General features: G+C 70.4%; 16 protein-coding genes. 6 read left to right on the top strand and 10 right to left on the bottom strand.

What is annotated here, in order from left to right; all coding sequences use genetic code 11:
- Window positions 1–92: 92 nt before the first annotated feature.
- The 3 genes from ACZ518_RS18840 to ACZ518_RS18830 are packed head-to-tail and all read right to left on the bottom strand — an operon-like array spanning window position 93 to window position 2324.
- Entirely contained in the window at window positions 93–902 is an 810-nt protein-coding gene (locus ACZ518_RS18840) for a GNAT family N-acetyltransferase (RefSeq protein ID WP_469114121.1), read from the bottom strand.
- Between the two features lie 44 nt (window positions 903–946).
- A complete protein-coding gene (locus ACZ518_RS18835) occupies window positions 947–1219 on the bottom strand; it encodes a protealysin inhibitor emfourin (protein ID WP_469114120.1) in 273 nt (90 codons plus the stop codon).
- 28 nt (window positions 1220–1247) lie between these two features.
- Entirely contained in the window at window positions 1248–2324 is a 1077-nt protein-coding gene (locus ACZ518_RS18830) for a M4 family metallopeptidase (RefSeq protein WP_469114119.1), read from the bottom strand.
- Between the two features lie 366 nt (window positions 2325–2690).
- Here ACZ518_RS18830 and leuA point away from each other — a divergent pair, with 366 nt between their 5' ends.
- The 5 genes from leuA (at window position 2691) to ACZ518_RS18805 (ending at window position 9533) form a co-directional block, all read left to right on the top strand.
- Window positions 2691–4454, top strand: a complete 1764-nt coding sequence (gene leuA, locus ACZ518_RS18825; protein ID WP_469114118.1) for a 2-isopropylmalate synthase — start codon at window positions 2691–2693, stop codon at window positions 4452–4454.
- Window positions 4455–4980: 526 nt separating this feature from the next.
- Entirely contained in the window at window positions 4981–5676 is a 696-nt protein-coding gene (locus tag ACZ518_RS18820) for a TerB family tellurite resistance protein (protein ID WP_469114117.1), read from the top strand.
- Window positions 5677–6227: 551 nt separating this feature from the next.
- The gene (locus ACZ518_RS18815) at window positions 6228–7871 is read left to right on the top strand and encodes a nucleobase:cation symporter-2 family protein (RefSeq protein ID WP_469114116.1); all 1644 of its coding nucleotides are present in this window, start codon (window positions 6228–6230) and stop codon (window positions 7869–7871) included.
- 82 nt (window positions 7872–7953) lie between these two features.
- Window positions 7954–8700: a DNA repair protein RecO gene (gene recO, locus ACZ518_RS18810; RefSeq protein ID WP_469114115.1), complete on the top strand. Its 747-nt coding sequence runs from the start codon at window positions 7954–7956 to the stop codon at window positions 8698–8700.
- Window positions 8701–8711: 11 nt separating this feature from the next.
- Complete coding sequence (locus ACZ518_RS18805; RefSeq protein WP_405980757.1) at window positions 8712–9533, top strand: isoprenyl transferase; 822 nt, start codon at window positions 8712–8714, stop codon at window positions 9531–9533.
- 246 nt (window positions 9534–9779) lie between these two features.
- Here the strand turns inward: ACZ518_RS18805 and ACZ518_RS18800 are convergent, their stop codons facing one another.
- From ACZ518_RS18800 to ACZ518_RS18785, 4 genes are read right to left on the bottom strand one after another with little or no spacing between them, the layout of a single operon-like run.
- A complete protein-coding gene (locus tag ACZ518_RS18800) occupies window positions 9780–10208 on the bottom strand; it encodes a Fur family transcriptional regulator (RefSeq protein ID WP_361603930.1) in 429 nt (142 codons plus the stop codon).
- Window positions 10209–10259: 51 nt separating this feature from the next.
- Window positions 10260–11123 (bottom strand): metal ABC transporter permease, encoded by an 864-nt coding sequence (locus ACZ518_RS18795; RefSeq protein WP_469114114.1) that lies wholly within the window; start codon window positions 11121–11123, stop codon window positions 10260–10262.
- The gene (locus tag ACZ518_RS18790) at window positions 11123–11914 is read right to left on the bottom strand and encodes a metal ABC transporter ATP-binding protein (protein ID WP_469114444.1); all 792 of its coding nucleotides are present in this window, start codon (window positions 11912–11914) and stop codon (window positions 11123–11125) included. Before ACZ518_RS18790 ends, ACZ518_RS18795 begins: the two co-directional genes overlap by 1 nt.
- Window positions 11915–11940: 26 nt before the next feature.
- The gene (locus tag ACZ518_RS18785; RefSeq protein WP_469114113.1) at window positions 11941–12918 is read right to left on the bottom strand and encodes a metal ABC transporter substrate-binding protein; all 978 of its coding nucleotides are present in this window, start codon (window positions 12916–12918) and stop codon (window positions 11941–11943) included.
- 154 nt (window positions 12919–13072) lie between these two features.
- Here ACZ518_RS18785 and ACZ518_RS18780 point away from each other — a divergent pair, with 154 nt between their 5' ends.
- Window positions 13073–14455, top strand: coding sequence for a glycine--tRNA ligase (locus tag ACZ518_RS18780; RefSeq protein WP_007263967.1), 1383 nt, complete (start codon window positions 13073–13075; stop codon window positions 14453–14455).
- Between the two features lie 78 nt (window positions 14456–14533).
- Here the strand turns inward: ACZ518_RS18780 and ACZ518_RS18775 are convergent, their stop codons facing one another.
- The 3 genes from ACZ518_RS18775 to ACZ518_RS18765 form a co-directional block, all read right to left on the bottom strand.
- Window positions 14534–15247, bottom strand: coding sequence for a VC0807 family protein (locus ACZ518_RS18775; RefSeq protein WP_469114112.1), 714 nt, complete (start codon window positions 15245–15247; stop codon window positions 14534–14536).
- A gap of 145 nt (window positions 15248–15392) precedes the next feature.
- Window positions 15393–15986 carry a TetR/AcrR family transcriptional regulator gene (locus ACZ518_RS18770; RefSeq protein WP_469114111.1) on the bottom strand — a complete coding sequence of 198 codons (594 nt, stop codon included), beginning with the start codon at window positions 15984–15986 and terminating at the stop codon, window positions 15393–15395.
- Window positions 15987–16007: 21 nt separating this feature from the next.
- Entirely contained in the window at window positions 16008–17069 is a 1062-nt protein-coding gene (locus tag ACZ518_RS18765; RefSeq protein WP_469114110.1) for an aldo/keto reductase, read from the bottom strand.
- Window positions 17070–17177: the final 108 nt, after the last annotated feature.

Below are 17177 nucleotides of genomic sequence, written 5' to 3'. Positions count from 1 at the left end.
TAGCTGGGGGAGGGTCTGCCGGTACGGCCGATGCTGCGCCCCGGCCGCCGCCCGCGGCAACTTCCGTTGCCGAACCGGCAACCCGCCCGGCCTCAGCCCGCCGCGGGCTCCGCGATCAGGGCCGTACCCACCCGCCGGAACCCGGCGCGGGCGTATATCCGGGCCACGTCCTCGTCCCCGGCCGACAGGAAGACCGTACGGGCGCCCCGGGCGCGGGCCTCGGCCACCAGGGCCGCCGTCACCCCGAGGGCCAGCCCCTGGCGCCGGGCAGTGGGCAGGGTGCCGACGCCGACGACCTCGGCGACGTCGCCGACCGGGTTGTACTGGCCGGAGCACAGCACCAGCCCGTCGCGCACGGCCGCGGCCATCGCGGTGCGCCCGTCCGCGAGCATCGTCGAGACGCGGGCCCGGCTCTCCTCGGCCCCCGGGTCCGCCAGCGCCGCCGCCAGCTCCGACGGGCCCGCCGTGCCCAGGGCCGTGCCCGGCTCGCGGAAGGCCAGCGCCGGTACGGTCACGGCGGCCGCGAGCAGCGGGTCGTCGGCGCCGAGCAGCCGGACCTCGGGATGCGGCGGGAGCGGCTCGGCGTCGGCGTCCAGTGCCATCAGGGGGTGGGCGTGGACGTGCAGCCCGGCGGCCTCCACAGCGGCCCGGAGCGAGGGGGTGGTTTCGGCCACCCACTCGAAGGACTCCGGCACCTTCAGCTCCCGCTGCCTCTCCAGCACCTTGAGCACGTCGGCGGCCGTCGCGCCGGCGCCGCCCAGGGCGGGCCGCGCGTAGTACTGCCAGCCCTGCCCCTCCTGCACGAACAGGGTCAGCGGCCCGAAGTCCTCGCCCCGCGCACCGCCCCGGCGGGGGACGGTGTCGTAGTACTGCTCCAGGGCGGCCAAGATCGTTTCAGTCATCCCGCCATCCAAGCAGCAGCCCAGGGGCCGGGCACCCCCTTTATCTAGGCCCCCTCCTTGAGCACCCGGGAGACCAGGCTGCGCTGGGCCTCCGACAGGTGCGGGTCCTGGCAGGACACCGTCCGCCCGTCCACCGTGATGCGGTACGAGAACCCGTCCCGCACCCCGCCCGGCCCCTGGCCGGCCCGGGGGTCCGGCCGCAGCGCCAGCAGGGCGAGCGCCTGCCACTCCTCCTCGTCGGGCCGGCCCGAGGTGTCCACCTCGGCCCGGCGCTCGATCCCCGCGAAACCGCCCGTCCGCACCACTTCGATCCGCATGGTGCCCCTTCTACCGGAGCGGGACGGCCTAGGCGAGACCGACGGCGGACCAGGCCTTCTGGAGGGCCTGGTGCTCCGCGCCGCCCTCGCCGTACCGGGCGACGGCCGCGGCCGTCGACAGCCGGGCGAAGTCCTTGAAGGAGGCCTTCTCGCCCAGCTGCCCGCCGGTCAGCGTGTCGTACCAGATCTGCCCGGCCCGCTCCCAGGCCTTGCCGCCCAGCTCGGTGGCCGCGACGTAGAAGGCGTGGTTGGGGATCCCGGAGTTGATGTGGACGCCGCCGTTGTCGCGGGTGGTGACGACGTAGTCGTCCATGGTCGCGGGCTGCGGGTCCTTGCCGAGCTCGTCGTCGTCGTACGCGGTGCCGGGCGCCTTCATGGACCGCAGCGCGACCCCGGTGACGTTCGGCCCCAGCAGTCCGGCTCCGATCAGCCAGTCCGCCTGGTCGGCGGTCTGCCCGAGGGAGTACTGCTTGATCAGCGAGCCGAAGACGTCCGACATGGACTCGTTGAGCGCCCCGGACTGGCCGTGGTAGTCGAGGTTGGCCGTGTACTGGGTGACACCGTGCGCCAGCTCGTGCCCGATGACGTCCACCGACACCGTGAAGTCGAGGAACAGGTCCCCGTCGCCGTCGCCGAAGACCATCTGCCGGCCGTCCCAGAAGGCGTTGTTGTATTCCTGGCCGTAGTGGACGGTCGCGTCCAGCGGCAGCCCGGAGTCGTCGATGGAGTGCCGTCCGAAGGCCTTGAGGAACAGTTCGTGGGTCGCCCCGAGCCCGGCGTAGGCGCGGTTGACGGTGGCGTCCTTGACCGGTTCGCCGCCCTCCGCCCGGACCTTCTTCCCCGGCAGCCGGGTGCGGTGCTGGGCGTCGTAGATCGTCCGGGCGGGCCCTTCGGCGGGCGCGTCGGCCAGGGACGGGGCGACCCCCCTGAGGGCGTTGACCTGCCGCCGCTCGCGCAGGCCGCTGTCGTGTTCGAGGGTGCGCAGGGCGGCGTCGGCCCGCGCGCTGTCCGCGGACTGGGCGGCCTTGCGGAGCAGGTACGGGGGCACGACGGTGCAGAAGACCGGGTGGTGGGGGGTGTGGCCAGGGGAAAGGAAGGCATCCATGCACGGCAATGTGGCAGTGGGTCATGCCGCTGTCACTACCGGCGACCATGATTCATTCGGTTGTCTCAAACCTGACGCGCCGTGTTGACGGATCACCCTGACCTGGGCGCGCGGATGGAGTCGTAGCTCACAAAGGGTACAAATCGGGCACCCGGGTCTTGCATACTGAAACAGGTCCTCGCGATACGGCGCGGCTCGGTTAGGCTCGGCCCATCATGCGTTTCGGGCTGCTTCTCCTTAGCTGCCGCGGCGAGGGTCTGTAGTCGTAGGCCGACCCCCTCCCCGCGGAGTTTGGTGTTGCGGTTTTTACGACCGCCGTCGGCCGTCCCAGCGAACTACACGCGGACACGCGAGGAGCCCAACGCCATGAGCCAGCAGCCTTTTGTCGGTCGCCCCACGCCCATCACGAACGCGACCCACTCCCAGAAGTCCTCCGGGATGCCGATCCACAAGTACGGCCGGTACGAGCAGGTGGACATCCCCGACCGCACCTGGCCGGACGCCCGCGTCACCAAGGCTCCCCGCTGGCTCTCCACCGACCTGCGCGACGGCAACCAGTCGCTGATCGACCCGATGACCCCCGCCCGCAAGCGCGAGATGTTCGACCTGCTGGTGCGCATGGGCTACAAGGAGATCGAGGTCGGCTTCCCGTCCTCCGGCGAGACCGACTTCGCCTTCGTGCGCTCCATCATCGAAGAGGGCGCGGTCCCGGACGACGTCACCATCTCCGTACTGACCCAGGCCCGCGAGGACCTGATCGAGCGGACCGTGGAGTCCCTGGTCGGCGCCAAGCGCGCCACCGTGCACCTGTACAACGCGACCGCCCCGACCTTCCGCCGGGTCGTCTTCCGCGGCTCCAAGGAGCAGATCAAGCAGATCGCCGTCGACGGCACCCGCCTGGTCATGGAGTACGCCGAGAAGCTGCTGGGACCCGAGACCGTCTTCGGCTACCAGTACAGCCCGGAGATCTTCACCGACACCGAGCTGGACTTCGCCCTGGAGGTCTGCGAGGCCGTCTGTGACGTCTGGCAGCCGGGCGAGGGCCGCGAGATCATCCTGAACCTGCCCGCCACCGTGGAGCGCTCGACGCCCTCCACCCACGCGGACCGCTTCGAGTGGATGGCCCGCAACCTGACCCGCCGCGAGCACGTCTGCATCTCCGTGCACCCGCACAACGACCGCGGCACCGCCGTCGCCGCCGCCGAGCTGGCGCTGATGGCCGGCGCCGACCGCATCGAGGGCTGCCTGTTCGGGCAGGGCGAGCGCACCGGCAACGTCGACCTGATCACCCTGGGCATGAACCTGTTCTCGCAGGGCATCGACCCGCAGATCGACTTCTCCCAGATCGACGAGATCCGCCGCACCAGCGAGTACTGCAACCAGATGGAGGTCCACCCGCGCCACCCCTACGCGGGCGACCTGGTCTACACCGCCTTCTCCGGCTCCCACCAGGACGCCATCAAGAAGGGCTTCGACGCCATGGAGGCCGACGCCGCCTCCCAGGGCAAGACCGTGGACGACATCGAGTGGGCGGTCCCGTACCTGCCGATCGACCCCAAGGACGTCGGCCGCTCCTACGAGGCGGTCATCCGGGTCAACTCGCAGTCCGGCAAGGGCGGCATCGCGTACGTCCTGAAGAACGACCACAAGCTGGACCTGCCGCGCCGCATGCAGATCGAGTTCTCGCGGATCATCCAGGCCAAGACCGACGCCGAGGGCGGCGAGGTCACCCCGAAGGCGATCTGGGACGTCTTCTCGGACGAGTACCTGCCCAACCCCGAGAACCCGTGGGGCCGCATCCAGCTGCGCTCCGGCTCGACCGCCACCGACAAGGACGGCACCGACACGCTGACCGTCGAGGCGGTCGTGGACGGCGTCGAGACGGTCCTGAACGGCACCGGCAACGGCCCGATCTCGGCCTTCTTCGACGCGCTGGCCGGCATTGGCGTCGACGCCCGCCTGCTGGACTACACCGAGCACACCATGAGCGAGGGCGCCTCCGCCGTGGCCGCCTCGTACATCGAGTGCGCGATCGACGGCCGGGTCCTGTGGGGCATCGGCATCGACGCCAACACCACCCGCGCCTCCCTGAAGGCGGTCATCTCTGCCGTCAACCGCGCGGGCCGCTGACCGCTCGTACGTGAACCCCGCCCCTCCTGCCGGAGGGGCGGGGTTCCGCCGTTCCCGGGCCGCTCGGCGGGCCGGGTAGCCGCCGTGGTCTCCGTGAGGCACTCGGGGCCGCCCGGCTCGTGGTCCAGTGCCGGTACCCGCTCCGTGCGGATGGTTCCCGGGGCCACTGCGTTGACGCGGATCCCGTACGCGGCCCACTCCACCGCCAGGTCCTGCGGGTCTCGCGTACGTCCGAAAGGGGGAGCACCCCGGCGTTGGCCAAGGCGACGTCGCGCCGCCCGTACGCGGCGACGGCGGCCGCGACCATCGCGTGGTCGGACTTCTCGTTCATGCCGCAGAGGGCAGGGAGAGCGGGGCGGCGGCGGGGGCGCACTTCGGCCAACTCCCGCCGCCGCACGATGTTGTCTTGTCGCACGACTGACGCAGCCTCACCGATGTGGCTAACATCACGCCAACCCCGCGGTGCCGCCGGACGGGGGTCCCGCCCGTAGTCCGGAGGGCTACGGGGGAGTTACGGAGGTGCGACGTGCTGCCAGTTCGGGGTGGGGACGGCCGGAAGCTGACCGTCTGGGGCATCCGCACCACCTGGAGCACCGTGGGAGACGGGGAGTTCTTCTGCCCCGACTGCGGCGGTGACCGCAACTACCGCAGGCGCACCGGGCGCAGGCGCTTCACCGTGCTCGGCGTGCCGCTGCTGCCGCGCGGCCAGGCCGGGCCGGTCGTCGAGTGCCAGGGCTGCCGGCAGCGCTTCGACACCGACGTGCTGGACCACCTGACCACCACCCGCTTCTCGGCCCTGCTGCGCGACGCCTTGCACACCGTGGTGCTGGCCGTGCTCGCGGCGGGCGGGACCGCCTCGCGCAGCGCCCTGGAGGCCGCCGTGTCGGCCGTACGGGCCGCGGGGTTCCAGGACTGCACCGCGGAGCAGCTGGAGTCCCTCGTGGAGGCGTTGGCCACCGACGAGGGTCGGCTCGGGCTGTACGACGGGCCCGAGTGCTGCGGGGCCGCGCTGTCGATAGAGCTCCACGAGGCGCTGGAGCCGCTCGCCCCGCACCTGGCGGGGCCGGGGCGCGAGTCGATCCTGCTCCAGGGCGCGCGGATCGCGCTCGCGGACGGGCCCTACATCCCGGCCGAGCGCGAGGTGCTGGCCACCGTCGGCGCGGCGCTGCGGATGGGCACCGACGAGGTGGCCGGGCTGCTGTCGGCGGTCCGCGCACCGTAGGGGGAACGCGTACGAGGGTCCGGCCCGGCGGATTTCCGCCGGGCCCGGACGTTTTTCGGGGCGGAATTCCGGGATGCGGAGTTCTGGGAGGTAACAATCCGGCCTCGCGGGATCCGCGCAAGAGGTGGATCCCCTACTTCCGTACAAATCTTCCGCATTTCGGACGGCCGGAATTGAACCCCCTGATTTGCGTGACCGAATACTTGCGAACCCGGTAATTGCCTGTCAGGGGCTGGGAACTTCGCAGGTGTGCAGCGGGAACGAGGCGTTCGGGGCCCGCCGTCCCATACTCCTCCGCGCGGGCGTCCGCCACTGGAGGAACCGACAGATCGAACGTCTCGGAACGTCAACACTTTGTCGAAGTCGACGATATCTGTGAGCACTTCCACAGGCGTTCAATTCCGGTCACACGACGAGATCTGCGTGTTCCCACTGACAACCCTGGCGGTCCAACGGGTGGGGGCCCCTCCCAGCGGTAGCTGGGGGAGACCCACTCCGGCCAGGGATAACCAGATTCCTCTCAGTTACCTACCTTGAAGGGCAAGGCAGAGATGGCACGTGTCGCCGCCCGGCTTTCCGTCAACGGAGAGCAGAGCACGCACCCGGTCGACGAGGTGCTCCCCCTCCCCAAGCTCGCGCTGTACGGCTTCCAGCACGTACTCGCCTTCTACGCCGGCGCGGTGATCGTCCCGATCATCGTGGGCAGCGCACTCAAGCTGAGCCCTGAACAACTGGTCTACCTGATCAACGCGGACCTCTTCACCTGCGGTATCGCCTCGATCATCCAGGCCTTCGGCATCGGCAGGATCGGCGCGCGACTGCCGCTGATCCAGGGCGTCACCTTCACCGCGGTGTCCCCGATGATCGCCATAGGCCTCGGCGCCGGCGGCGGCACCGCCGCGCTGCTGGTCATCTACGGCGCGGTCATCACCGCCGGTATGGCCACCTTCGCCTTCGCCTGGCTGCCCGCCAAGGCGTTCCGGGCGGTCATGCGGCTCTTCCCGCCAGTGGTCACCGGCACCGTGATCACGGTGCTCGGCATCGTCCTGATCCCGGTCGGCCTCAACGACGCGGCCGGTGGCCTCGGCACCCCGGACTTCGGCGACCCCAAGAACTTCGCCTACGCCGGCGGCACGATGCTCTTCATCCTCATCCTGATGAAGCTCGGCAGGCCGTTCCTCTCCAGCATCGCCATCCTCCTGGGCCTGGTCGTCGGCACCGGTGTCGCGTTCGTGCTCGGAGACGCGAAGTTCGGCGACGTCGGCAACGCCGGCTGGATCGGCGTCAGCACCCCCTTCCACTTCGGCGTCCCGAAGTTCGAGTGGTTCCCGATCGTCCTGATGCTGATCGTCATGCTGATCACCATGGTCGAGACCACCGGCGACACCTACGCGGTCGGTGACATCGTCGGCAAGGAGGTCGACAGCGAGACCGTGGCCCGCGCCCTGCGTGCCGACGGCGCCGCGACCGCCCTCGGCGGCATCCTGAACTCCTTCCCGTACGTCGCCTTCGCCGAGAACGTCGGCCTGGTGCGGATGACCAAGGTCAAGAGCCGCTTCGTGGTGGTCGCCGCGGGTGTCTTCATGATCATCCTGGGTCTGCTGCCCAAGGCCGCCGCGATCGTCGCCGCCGTCCCGCACGGGGTCCTCGGCGGTGCCGCGACCGTCATGTTCGCCATGGTCGCCCTGGCCGGTATCCAGACGCTGGCCAAGGTGGACCTCAAGGAGGAGAAGAACGCGCTGGTCGTCGGCGTTTCCCTCGCCTTCGCCCTGCTCCCGGCCACCGTCCCGGTCCTCTTCGCCAAGCACATGGACCCGGACCTGTCCTCGCTCCTCAACAGCGGTGTCACCCTCGGCGCCACGGCCGCCATCCTCCTCAACCTGATCTTCAACGGCCTGGCCGAGGAGGACGCCCAGACCGTCGGCCAGAAGGCCCTCGCCGAGGTGGTGGCCGAGCCGGTGGCCGACGCCGAGGCCAAGACCGAGGCCGAGGCCAAGACTGAGGCCGAGACCGAGACCGAGACCGAGACCGAGACCGAGGCCAAGACCGAGGCCAAGACCGAGGTCGAGCTGCCCGCCCAGCCGGTGGCCGCCCCGGCCGGTGCGGAGAAGGCCGCCTCCGACAAGGCCGCCTCCGACAAGGCCGCCGAGAAGGTCGCCGAGAAGGCCGGCGACACGGGTGCGCCCGCCTCCTGATCCTCCCAAGGGGTGCCGACCCCCGCCCGGACACGGTCCGGGCGGGGGTCGGCGCTGTCCGCGCCCGGGGGACAATGGGGCCATGAGTCTGTTCCGCGACGACGGCATCGTGCTGCGCACCCAGAAGCTGGGTGAGGCGGACCGCATCATCACGCTCCTCACCCGCGGCCACGGCCGCGTCCGGGCCGTCGCGCGCGGCGTACGGCGCACCAAGTCCAAGTTCGGCGCCCGGCTGGAACCTTTCTCCCACGCCGACGTGCAGTTCTTCGCACGCGGCAGCGAGCTCGTCGGCCGCAGCCTGCCGCTGTGCACCCAGACCGAGATCATCGCCCCCTACGGCAACGGCATCGCCACCGACTACGCCCGCTACACCGCCGGCACGGCCATGCTGGAGACCGCCGAGCGCTTCACCGAGAACGAGGGCGAGCCCGCCGTACAGCAGTACCTGCTGCTGGTCGGAGCCCTGCGCACCCTCTCGCGCGGCGAGCACGAGCCGCACCTGATCCTCGACGCCTTCCTGCTGCGCTCCCTCGCCGTCAACGGCTACGCCCCCAGCTTCGAGGACTGCGCGAAGTGCGGGATCCACGGCCCCAACCGGCACTTCTCCGTCGGCGCGGGCGGGGTCATATGCGGGGACTGCCGGGTGCCGGGCTCCGTCGTACCCTCGTCGGAGGCCATCGCCCTGCTCAGCGCCCTGCTGACGGGCGACTGGAAGCACGCGGACGCCTGCGAGGCCCGCCACGCGCGGGAGGGCAGCGGGCTCGTCTCGGCCTATTTGCACTGGCATCTGGAGCGCGGGCTACGCTCCCTCCGATACGTCGAGAAATAGGAGCTGGGCACATGGCACGACGCGGGATTCTGGGACGCTCTCGCCGCGAGTACAAGGTTCCCGAGCCGCACCCGTCCGGTGCGCGCCCGCCGAAGATCCCCGGCGAGCTGGTCCCGAACCACGTCGCCGTCGTCATGGACGGCAACGGCCGCTGGGCCAAGGAGCGCGGGCTGCCGCGCACCGAGGGGCACAAGGTCGGCGAGGGGGTGGTCCTGGACGTGCTCAAGGGCTGCCTGGAGATGGGCGTCAAGAACCTCTCCCTCTACGCCTTCTCGACGGAGAACTGGAAGCGCACGCCCGACGAGGTCCGCTTCCTGATGAACTTCAACCGCGACGTCATCCGGCGCCGCCGCGACGAGATGAACGAGCTCGGCATCCGGATCCGCTGGGTCGGCCGTATGCCGAAGATGTGGAAGTCCGTCGTCCAGGAGCTCCAGATCGCGCAGGAGCAGACCGTCGACAACGACGCCATGACCCTGTACTTCTGCGTCAACTACGGCGGCCGCGCCGAGATCGCGGACGCGGCGCAGGCGATCGCCCGCGACGTGGCCGCGGGCAAGCTGGACCCGTCGAAGGTCAACGAGAAGACCTTCGCCAAGTACATCTACTACCCGGACATGCCGGACGTGGACCTGTTCCTGCGTCCCAGCGGCGAGCAGCGCACCTCCAACTACCTGATCTGGCAGAGCGCGTACGCCGAGATGGTCTTCCAGGACGTGCTGTGGCCGGACTTCGACCGCCGCAACCTCTGGGACGCCTGCCTGGAGTACGCGCAGCGCGACCGCCGCTTCGGCGGCGCCCTCCCGAACCAGCCCGAGGGCTCCGGGAGCTGAACCCTCCGCTGGGCCCCGCCGCCATGGACAGGACTGACCAGGCGGCGGGGCTGTCCTACCGCGCGTCCCGCCGAGACGGGCGGGAAGTGCTGTGCCGGCGCGCCCCGAGAGCGCCCGGGGGCCGCAAGCCGCTGCTGCTGTCTTCGTCAACGGGGACCTGGGCCGGCTGCCGAAGCGCACCGCCCCGGCCCCCGGGAATCTCGACCGGATCCGATCGCTCTTCGGCCGGAACCCGACCCGGTTCGGTCAGCCGGCGGCCGCGCAGTCGGCGCAGGTGCCGAAGATCTCCACGGTGTGCGCCACGTTCACGTAGCCGTGCTCCGCCGCGATCGACTCCGCCCACTTCTCCACGGCCGGACCCTCCACCTCGACCGCCTTGCCGCACTTGCGGCAGACCAGGTGGTGGTGGTGCTCGCCGGTGGAGCAGCGCCGGTACACGGACTCGCCGTCGCTGGTGCGCAGCACGTCGACCTCACCGGCGTCCGCGAGGGACTGGAGGGTGCGGTACACGGTGGTCAGGCCCACGGAGTCACCGCGGTGCTTGAGCATGTCGTGCAGCTCCTGGGCGCTGCGGAACTCGTCCACCTCGTCCAGCGCCGCCGCCACGGCTGCCCGCTGCCGGGTGGATCGCCCTCGTACTGGCGCGGTATTCGTCTCGCCAGGCGCAGTCGCCACCGGTTCCTCCTCGTTTCGGCCTGCCGCCATTGTGCCAGGCGGCCGCCGGCTCTAGACCTTCACGTCGTCCTGGACGCAGACCTCCTCCGAGGCCCGGGAGGCCTTCGCGCGGCGCCTGGCCAGGGGTGCGGACAGGCCCGTCATCGCCATGAAGACGCCGATCGCGAGCAGGACGATCGTGGCGCCCGACGGCGCGTCGATGTAGTACGTGGCTGCCGTGCCGGTCAGGGAGACGGTGAGGCTGATCGCGACGGCCAGGCCCAGCGTCGCGGCGAAGCCCCGGGTGAGCCGCTGGGCGGCCGCCACGGGGATCACCATCATGGCGCTGACCAGCAGCAGGCCGACGATGCGCATCGCGACGGTGACCGTGACGGCGGCGGTGACGGCGATCAGCAGGTTCAGCGCGCGCACCGGCAGGCCGGTGACCCGCGCGAACTCCTCGTCCTGGCAGACGGCGAAGAGCTGGCGGCGCATGCCGACGGTGACGGCGAGGACGAAGGCGGCGAGGATCGCCATCGCGGTGACGTCCTCGGGCGCGACGGTGGTGATCGAGCCGAACATGGCGCTGAGCAGGCTGGTCGTGGAGCCGCCCCCGACATTGATGATCATCACGCCGCCGGCCAGGCCGCCGTAGAAGAGCATCGACAGGGCCACGTCCCCGCTGGTCTTGCCGCGGGAGCGGATCAGCTCCATGCCGACGGCCCCGATGACCGCGACCAGGGTGGCCATCCACACGGGGCTGGCCTGGAGGACGAAGCCGAGCGCGACACCGGTCATGGCGACGTGGCCGAGGCCGTCGCCCATGACGGCCTGCCGCCGCTGGACGAGGTACGTGCCGATCGCGGGCGCGGTGATGCCGACCAGGGCTGCGGCGATCAGCGCGCGCTGCATGAAGGCGTAGTCGAGGAGGTCCATCAGCTCAGCAGTCCCGTCCGCAGGGGCTCGGCGTCGTGCGCCGCGTGGGGGTGTACGTGGTCGTGGCCGGGCAGGGCGTGCTGGCCCACGGCCTCCGGGGGCGGGCCGTCGTGGGTGACGCAGCCGTCGCGCAGGACGACGGCGCGGTCGATCAGCGGCTCCAGGGGGCCCAGCTCGTGCAGGACGAGCAGGACGGTGGTGCCGGCGGCCACCTGCTGCCGTACGGCCTTCGCGAGGACCTCCTGGTTGCCCAGGTCCACGCCCGCCATCGGCTCGTCCATGATCAGCAGTTCGGGCTCGACGGCGAGGGCCCGGGCGATGAGCACGCGCTGGTGCTGGCCGCCGGAGAGGGCGTTGACCGAGGCGTCGGCGTAGCCCTCCATGTCGACGAGGGCCAGGGCGGCCTCGACGGCGGTCTTGTCGGCCCTCCGCAGGAGCCCGAAGCGGGTCCGGGCCAGCCGGCCCGAGGAGACGACCTCCCGGACGGTGGCCGGGACGCCGCTGGCGGCGGTGGTGCGCTGGGGGACGTAGCCGATCCGCGACCACTGGCGGAACCGCTTGAAGGGGGTGCCGAAGAGGGAGAGCTCGCCGCCGGTGAGCGGGACCTGGCCGACGACGGCGCGGACGGCGGTGGACTTGCCGGAGCCGTTGGCGCCGAGCAGCGCGACGACCTCACCGCGGCGGACGGTGAGGTCGATCCCGCGCAGCACGGGGCGCGAGCCGAGCGAGGCCGTGGCCCCGCGCAGGGATATGACGGGCTGGTCCTCGGCCCCTCGTGGAGTGGACTGCATGGCGCGCGCCTCCGTTGCTGCTGTCATCACTTGGCTCCGAGTGCCTTCTGGAGGTTCTTCAGGTTGGACCGCATGACCGCGAAGTAGTCGGAGCCCTGCGACTTCTCGCCGATGCCCTCGAGGGGGTCGAGGACGTCGGTGGTCAGGCCCGTGTCCCGGGCGAGGCTCTTGGCGGTCTTGTCGCTGGCCAGGGTCTCGAAGAACACGGTGGTGACATTGTCCTTCTTCGCGACGGCCTGGAGGTCCTTCATCCGGGCCGGGCTGGGCTCGGCCTCGGGGTCGACGCCGGAGATGCCCTCCTGGTCGAGGCCGTAGCGCTCCGCGAGGTAGCCGAAGGCGGAGTGGGTGGTGATGAAGGTCCTGGAGTCCGTGTTCTTCAGGCCGTCCTTGAACTCGCCGTCCAGCGTGCCCAGTTCGGCGACGAGCGCGTCGGCGTTCTTCTTGTAGTCCGCCGCGTGGCCGGGGTCGGCCTTCTCCAGGGCGGCGCCGAAGCCCTTGGCGATCTCCGCGTACTTGGTGGGGTCGAGCCAGACGTGCGGGTCCGCGCCGGCCTCGCCGTGGGCGTGGTCGTGCCCGTCGCCTTCGCCTTCGGCGGCGTGGTCGTGGCCCTCGTGGCCCTCGCCGCCGTGCACCTCCAGCTTGGTGAGGGTGGCCGCGTCGACGACGTTCTTGACGCCGGACTGCTCGACGGCCTTGTCGACGGCGGGCTGGAGCGTCTTGAGGTAGAGGACCACGTCCGACTCGGAGAGCTGCCCGGTCTGCTTGGGCGTGATCTCCAGGTCGTGCGGTTCGACGCCCGGCTTGGTGAGGGTCTGGACCTTGACGTGGTCCCCGCCTATGCGCTCGGCGAGGAACTGCAGGGGGTAGAACGATGCCGTCACGTGCAGCTTCCCGTCATCGGCGCCCGCCGCGCCGGCGGTCCCGGAGCAGGCGGTGAGGGCCGTCGCGCCCAGGGCTACGGCGGCGGCGAGGGCGGTCGTGGGTATGAGGCGTCGTACGTTCATGACATCCATTTTCATCAAAGATGGAAACCGTTGTCAAAAACCCTGGTGGGAGGGGTAGCCAGGGCCGCGGAAGGGCATACCCGATTTGAAAGGGGGGGTGCGGGCGCCGGTAACCTGAGGCATTCGCGTTCGTCCTCGTAATGAAGAGAGCACCGTGGCCGCCGACAAGATCGAAACCATCGTCAGCCTGAGCAAGCGCCGTGGCTTCGTTTACCCGTGCAGTGACATCTACGGCGGCTCCAGGGCTGCCTGGGACTACGGCCCGCTCGGTGTCGAGCTCAAGGAGAACATCAAGCGCCAGTGGTGGAAGGCCATGGTCACCGGGCGTGAGGACGTCGTCGGCCTCGACTCCTCCGTGATCCTGGCCCCCGAGGTCTGGGTGGCCTCGGGCCACGTCGCGACGTTCTCCGACCCGCTGACCGAGTGCACCTCGTGTCACAAGCGCCAGCGCGCCGACCACCTGGAAGAGGCGTACGAGGCCAAGCACGGCCGCCTCCCCGAGAACGGCCTGGCCGACATCAACTGCCCGCACTGCGGTGTGAAGGGTCAGTTCACCGAGCCGAAGCAGTTCTCCGGCATGCTGGAGACCCACCTCGGCCCGACCCAGGACACCGGCTCGAAGGCGTACCTGCGCCCCGAGACCGCCCAGGGCATCTTCACCAACTTCGCCATGGTGCAGACCTCGTCGCGCAAGAAGCCCCCGTTCGGCATCGCGCAGATGGGCAAGTCCTTCCGCAACGAGATCACGCCCGGCAACTTCATCTTCCGCACCCGCGAGTTCGAGCAGATGGAGATGGAGTTCTTCGTCAAGCCGGGCGAGGACGACCAGTGGCAGGAGTACTGGATGCAGGAGCGGTGGAACTGGTACCGCGGCCTGGGTCTCCGTGAGGAGAACATGCGCTGGTACGACCACCCGGCGGAGAAGCTGTCCCACTACTCGAAGCGCACCGCCGACATCGAGTACCGCTTCAACTTCGGCGGCAGCGAGTTCTCCGAGCTCGAGGGCGTGGCCAACCGCACCGACTACGACCTGAAGGCGCACTCCGCCGCCTCCGGCACCGACCTGGTCTACTACGACCAGGAGGCCCAGGAGAAGTACACCCCGTACGTCATCGAGCCGGCGGCCGGCGTCAACCGCGCCATGCTCGCCTTCATGCTCGACGCGTACGTCGAGGACGAGGCCCCCAACGCCAAGGGCGCCATGGAGAAGCGCACGGTCATGCGCTTCGACCCGCGCCTCGCGCCGGTCAAGGTCGCCGTCCTCCCGCTGTCGCGCAACGCGAACCTGTCGCCGAAGGCCAAGGGTCTCGCCGCCGACCTCCGCAAGAACTGGAACATCGAGTTCGATGACGCGGGCGCCATCGGCCGCCGCTACCGCCGTCAGGACGAGATCGGTACGCCGTTCTGCGTCACCGTCGACTTCGACACCCTCGACGACAACGCGGTGACCGTGCGCGAGCGCGACACCATGAAGCAGGAGCGCGTCTCCCTGGACCAGATCCAGAGCTACCTCGGCAGCCGTCTGCTCGGCTGCTAGTTCCCGCCTGAAAGACCGGTGGCCCGGTGCGCGATCCGCGCACCGGGCCACCGGTCTTTCCGCGTGTGCTGCGGGGCGTCAGGCCGCGGAGCCCTCCGTGGCGGCTGCGGCAGCGGCTGCGGCGGCTCGCCTCTCGCCCTCCGCCTTGGTGCGCTTGACGAAGCTCACCGTCCAGAGGGCCAGGCCGCCGAGCACCCCGTAGACCATGAACGGGCTGAGGGTCACCATGGTGGAGGTGTCCAGCACGTACGACAGGACGATCCGGACCACCGCCTCGATGATGTAGACCACGCCCCACACCAGGGTCATGCGGCGCTGGGCGTTGCGGAAGCCCTCGTACTGCCACAGGCCGTTGTAGTAGGCCACGCCCGCCGGGGTGCCGTCGGTGCCGAACTTCCGGCCGAAGTAGAACATCAGCGGCCGCGGCGCGAGCAGCGTGGCCAGGCACAGGAGGCCGAACAGCCCGGTCACGGCGGAGTCCTTGACCAGCAGGGCCCGGGCGGACTGGGATCCGACGAGCGAGACCACGGCAGTGATCACGAGGAACACCAGCGCGACGATGGCGAACTCGTCGAGCTTGCGCCGCCAGGCCACCATGATGACGGTGTCGAGCACCGGCCAGACGCCGCTGACCAGCAGCGCCGAGGCATCGCTCCAGCCGTGGTCCTGGGTGAGGATGTTGAAGGTGAGGATCGGCGCGACCACGTTGAAGACGATGGTCAGGATCAAGCCGATCGCGGCGGCCCCGCCGGACCGTGCGGGTGGCGTGGACTGTGCTGCTGCTGTGGACAAGGGGTCCCCCTGGACGTACCTGATGAGTGCGGTAAGGGGACCGTAAAGAACCGTCACTGGCATGTACAAGTCGACTTGGCCAAAATCATCACCAAGCCGTCCGGAAGGGATGATTCCGGCCAACTGGGCCCGCGGTGGGGCCCGTTCAGGGGCGCAGACCCCGGATGAGCAGCGCCGTGACGGCCTCGAACTCCGTGAGGATGGTGGGGGAGAGCCAGTCCGCCACGTACTGCGGGTCGTGGAACCGGCCCGTGGCGTCGAAGACGGCACGGGCGGCCGCCGGGACGTCGGGCGCGGCCAGGGTGCCGGCCGCGACCCCCTCGGCGATGATCCTCGTCAACTGGTCGATCAGCTCGCCGAGGTGCGCGTCCACCACCCCGCTGCTCTCGCCGAGCAGCACCGTGTACGTCGCGAACAGCTCGGGGTCGTCGCCCGCCTTGTGGCGCTTGGCCTCGAAGAGGGCCTCCAGCCAGGCCTCCAGCTTGGAGGGCGCCGGCTCCCCGGGTGCGGAGGCGATCTTCTCCAGCATGACCACGCTCTTGGCGAGCCAGCGGTCCGTGACCGCCTCGCGCAGCGCCGCCTTCGAGGGGAAGTGCCGGTAGACGCTGCCGTGGCTCACCCCCAGGGCGCGCGCGACGTCCACGACGGTTGCCTTGGTGGGGCCGAAGCGGCGCAGCACCTCCTCGGTGGTTTCGAGGATGCGCTCGGGGGTCAGGGGCTCGGCGGCAGCGGGGGGCATGGGTACGACCGTACCGCCAGCTCAGTGCTCGCTGTCGAGGTGGGCCATCTGCGCCGCCGGGTAGCGCTCGCCGGCCGCCGATCCCGCGGGGACGGCCTGCTCGACGGCTTCGAGGTCGGCGGCGGTCAGCTCCACCCGCATGGCACCCAGTGCCTCGGTCAGGCGGTCCCGGCTCCGGGCGCCGACCAGCGGCACGATGTCCTCGCCCCGGGAGAGCACCCAGGCGATCGCGGTCTGCGCGACGGTGACCCCCTTCGCCTCGGCGACCTTGCGCAGGGCGTCGACCAGGTCGAGGTTGCGGTGCAGGTTGTCGCCCTGGAAGCGGGGGCTCATCCCGCGGAAGTCGCCGGGGGCCAGGGCGCGGTCACGGGTGAAGTGCCCGCTGATCAGGCCGCGGGACAGCACCCCGTACGCCGTGATGCCGATGCCGAGCTCCCGCGCGGTCGGCAGGATCTCGTCCTCGATGCCGCGCGATATCAGGGAGTACTCGATCTGGAGGTCCGAGATCGGGGCGACGGCCGCGGCCCGGCGCAGCGTGTCCGCGCCGACCTCCGAGAGGCCGATGTGCCGTACGTGCCCGGCCTGGACGGCCTCGGCGATGGCGCCGACCGTCTCCTCGATCGGGACGTTCTCGTCCACCCGGGCGATCCGGTAGATGTCGATGTGGTCCCGGCCGAGCCGCTGGAGCGAGTAGGCCAGGAAGTTCTTCACGGCCTCGGGCCGGCCGTCGTAGCCGGTGAAGCCGCCCTCGACGGTACGCAGCGCACCGAACTTGACGCTGGTCAGCGCCTGCTCGCGGGCCGCCGTCGGCGCCGTGCGCAGGGCTTCGTTGATCAGCAGTTCGTTGTGGCCCATGCCGTAGAAGTCGCCGGTGTCCAGCAGCGTGGCCATGCCCTCCGGGGCGGCTTCCAGGTAGGCGTGGATGGTCGCGAGGGACTCGGCCCGGTCGGCCTCGCCATAGAGGGCGGACATGCCCATGCAGCCCAGCCCCAGGGGGAAGACGGCGGGGCCGGCGGTGCCCAGCCGACGGGTGGGGGTGGGGAGGGAAGCGATGGCGCTGGTGGTGTTCTCGTTCGTCGTCATGGAACGAGAATGGCATGACGGATGACAGATTTCAATATCTGTCATCCGTAAGTGCGAGGGAGCGGCCCGGGAAGGAGCGGGGACACGCGAGTGCGGCCGGACCCGGGA

The organism is Streptomyces sp. NPDC033966, assembly GCF_055575955.1.
This window is presented reverse-complemented; position numbering and strand designations above follow the sequence as displayed.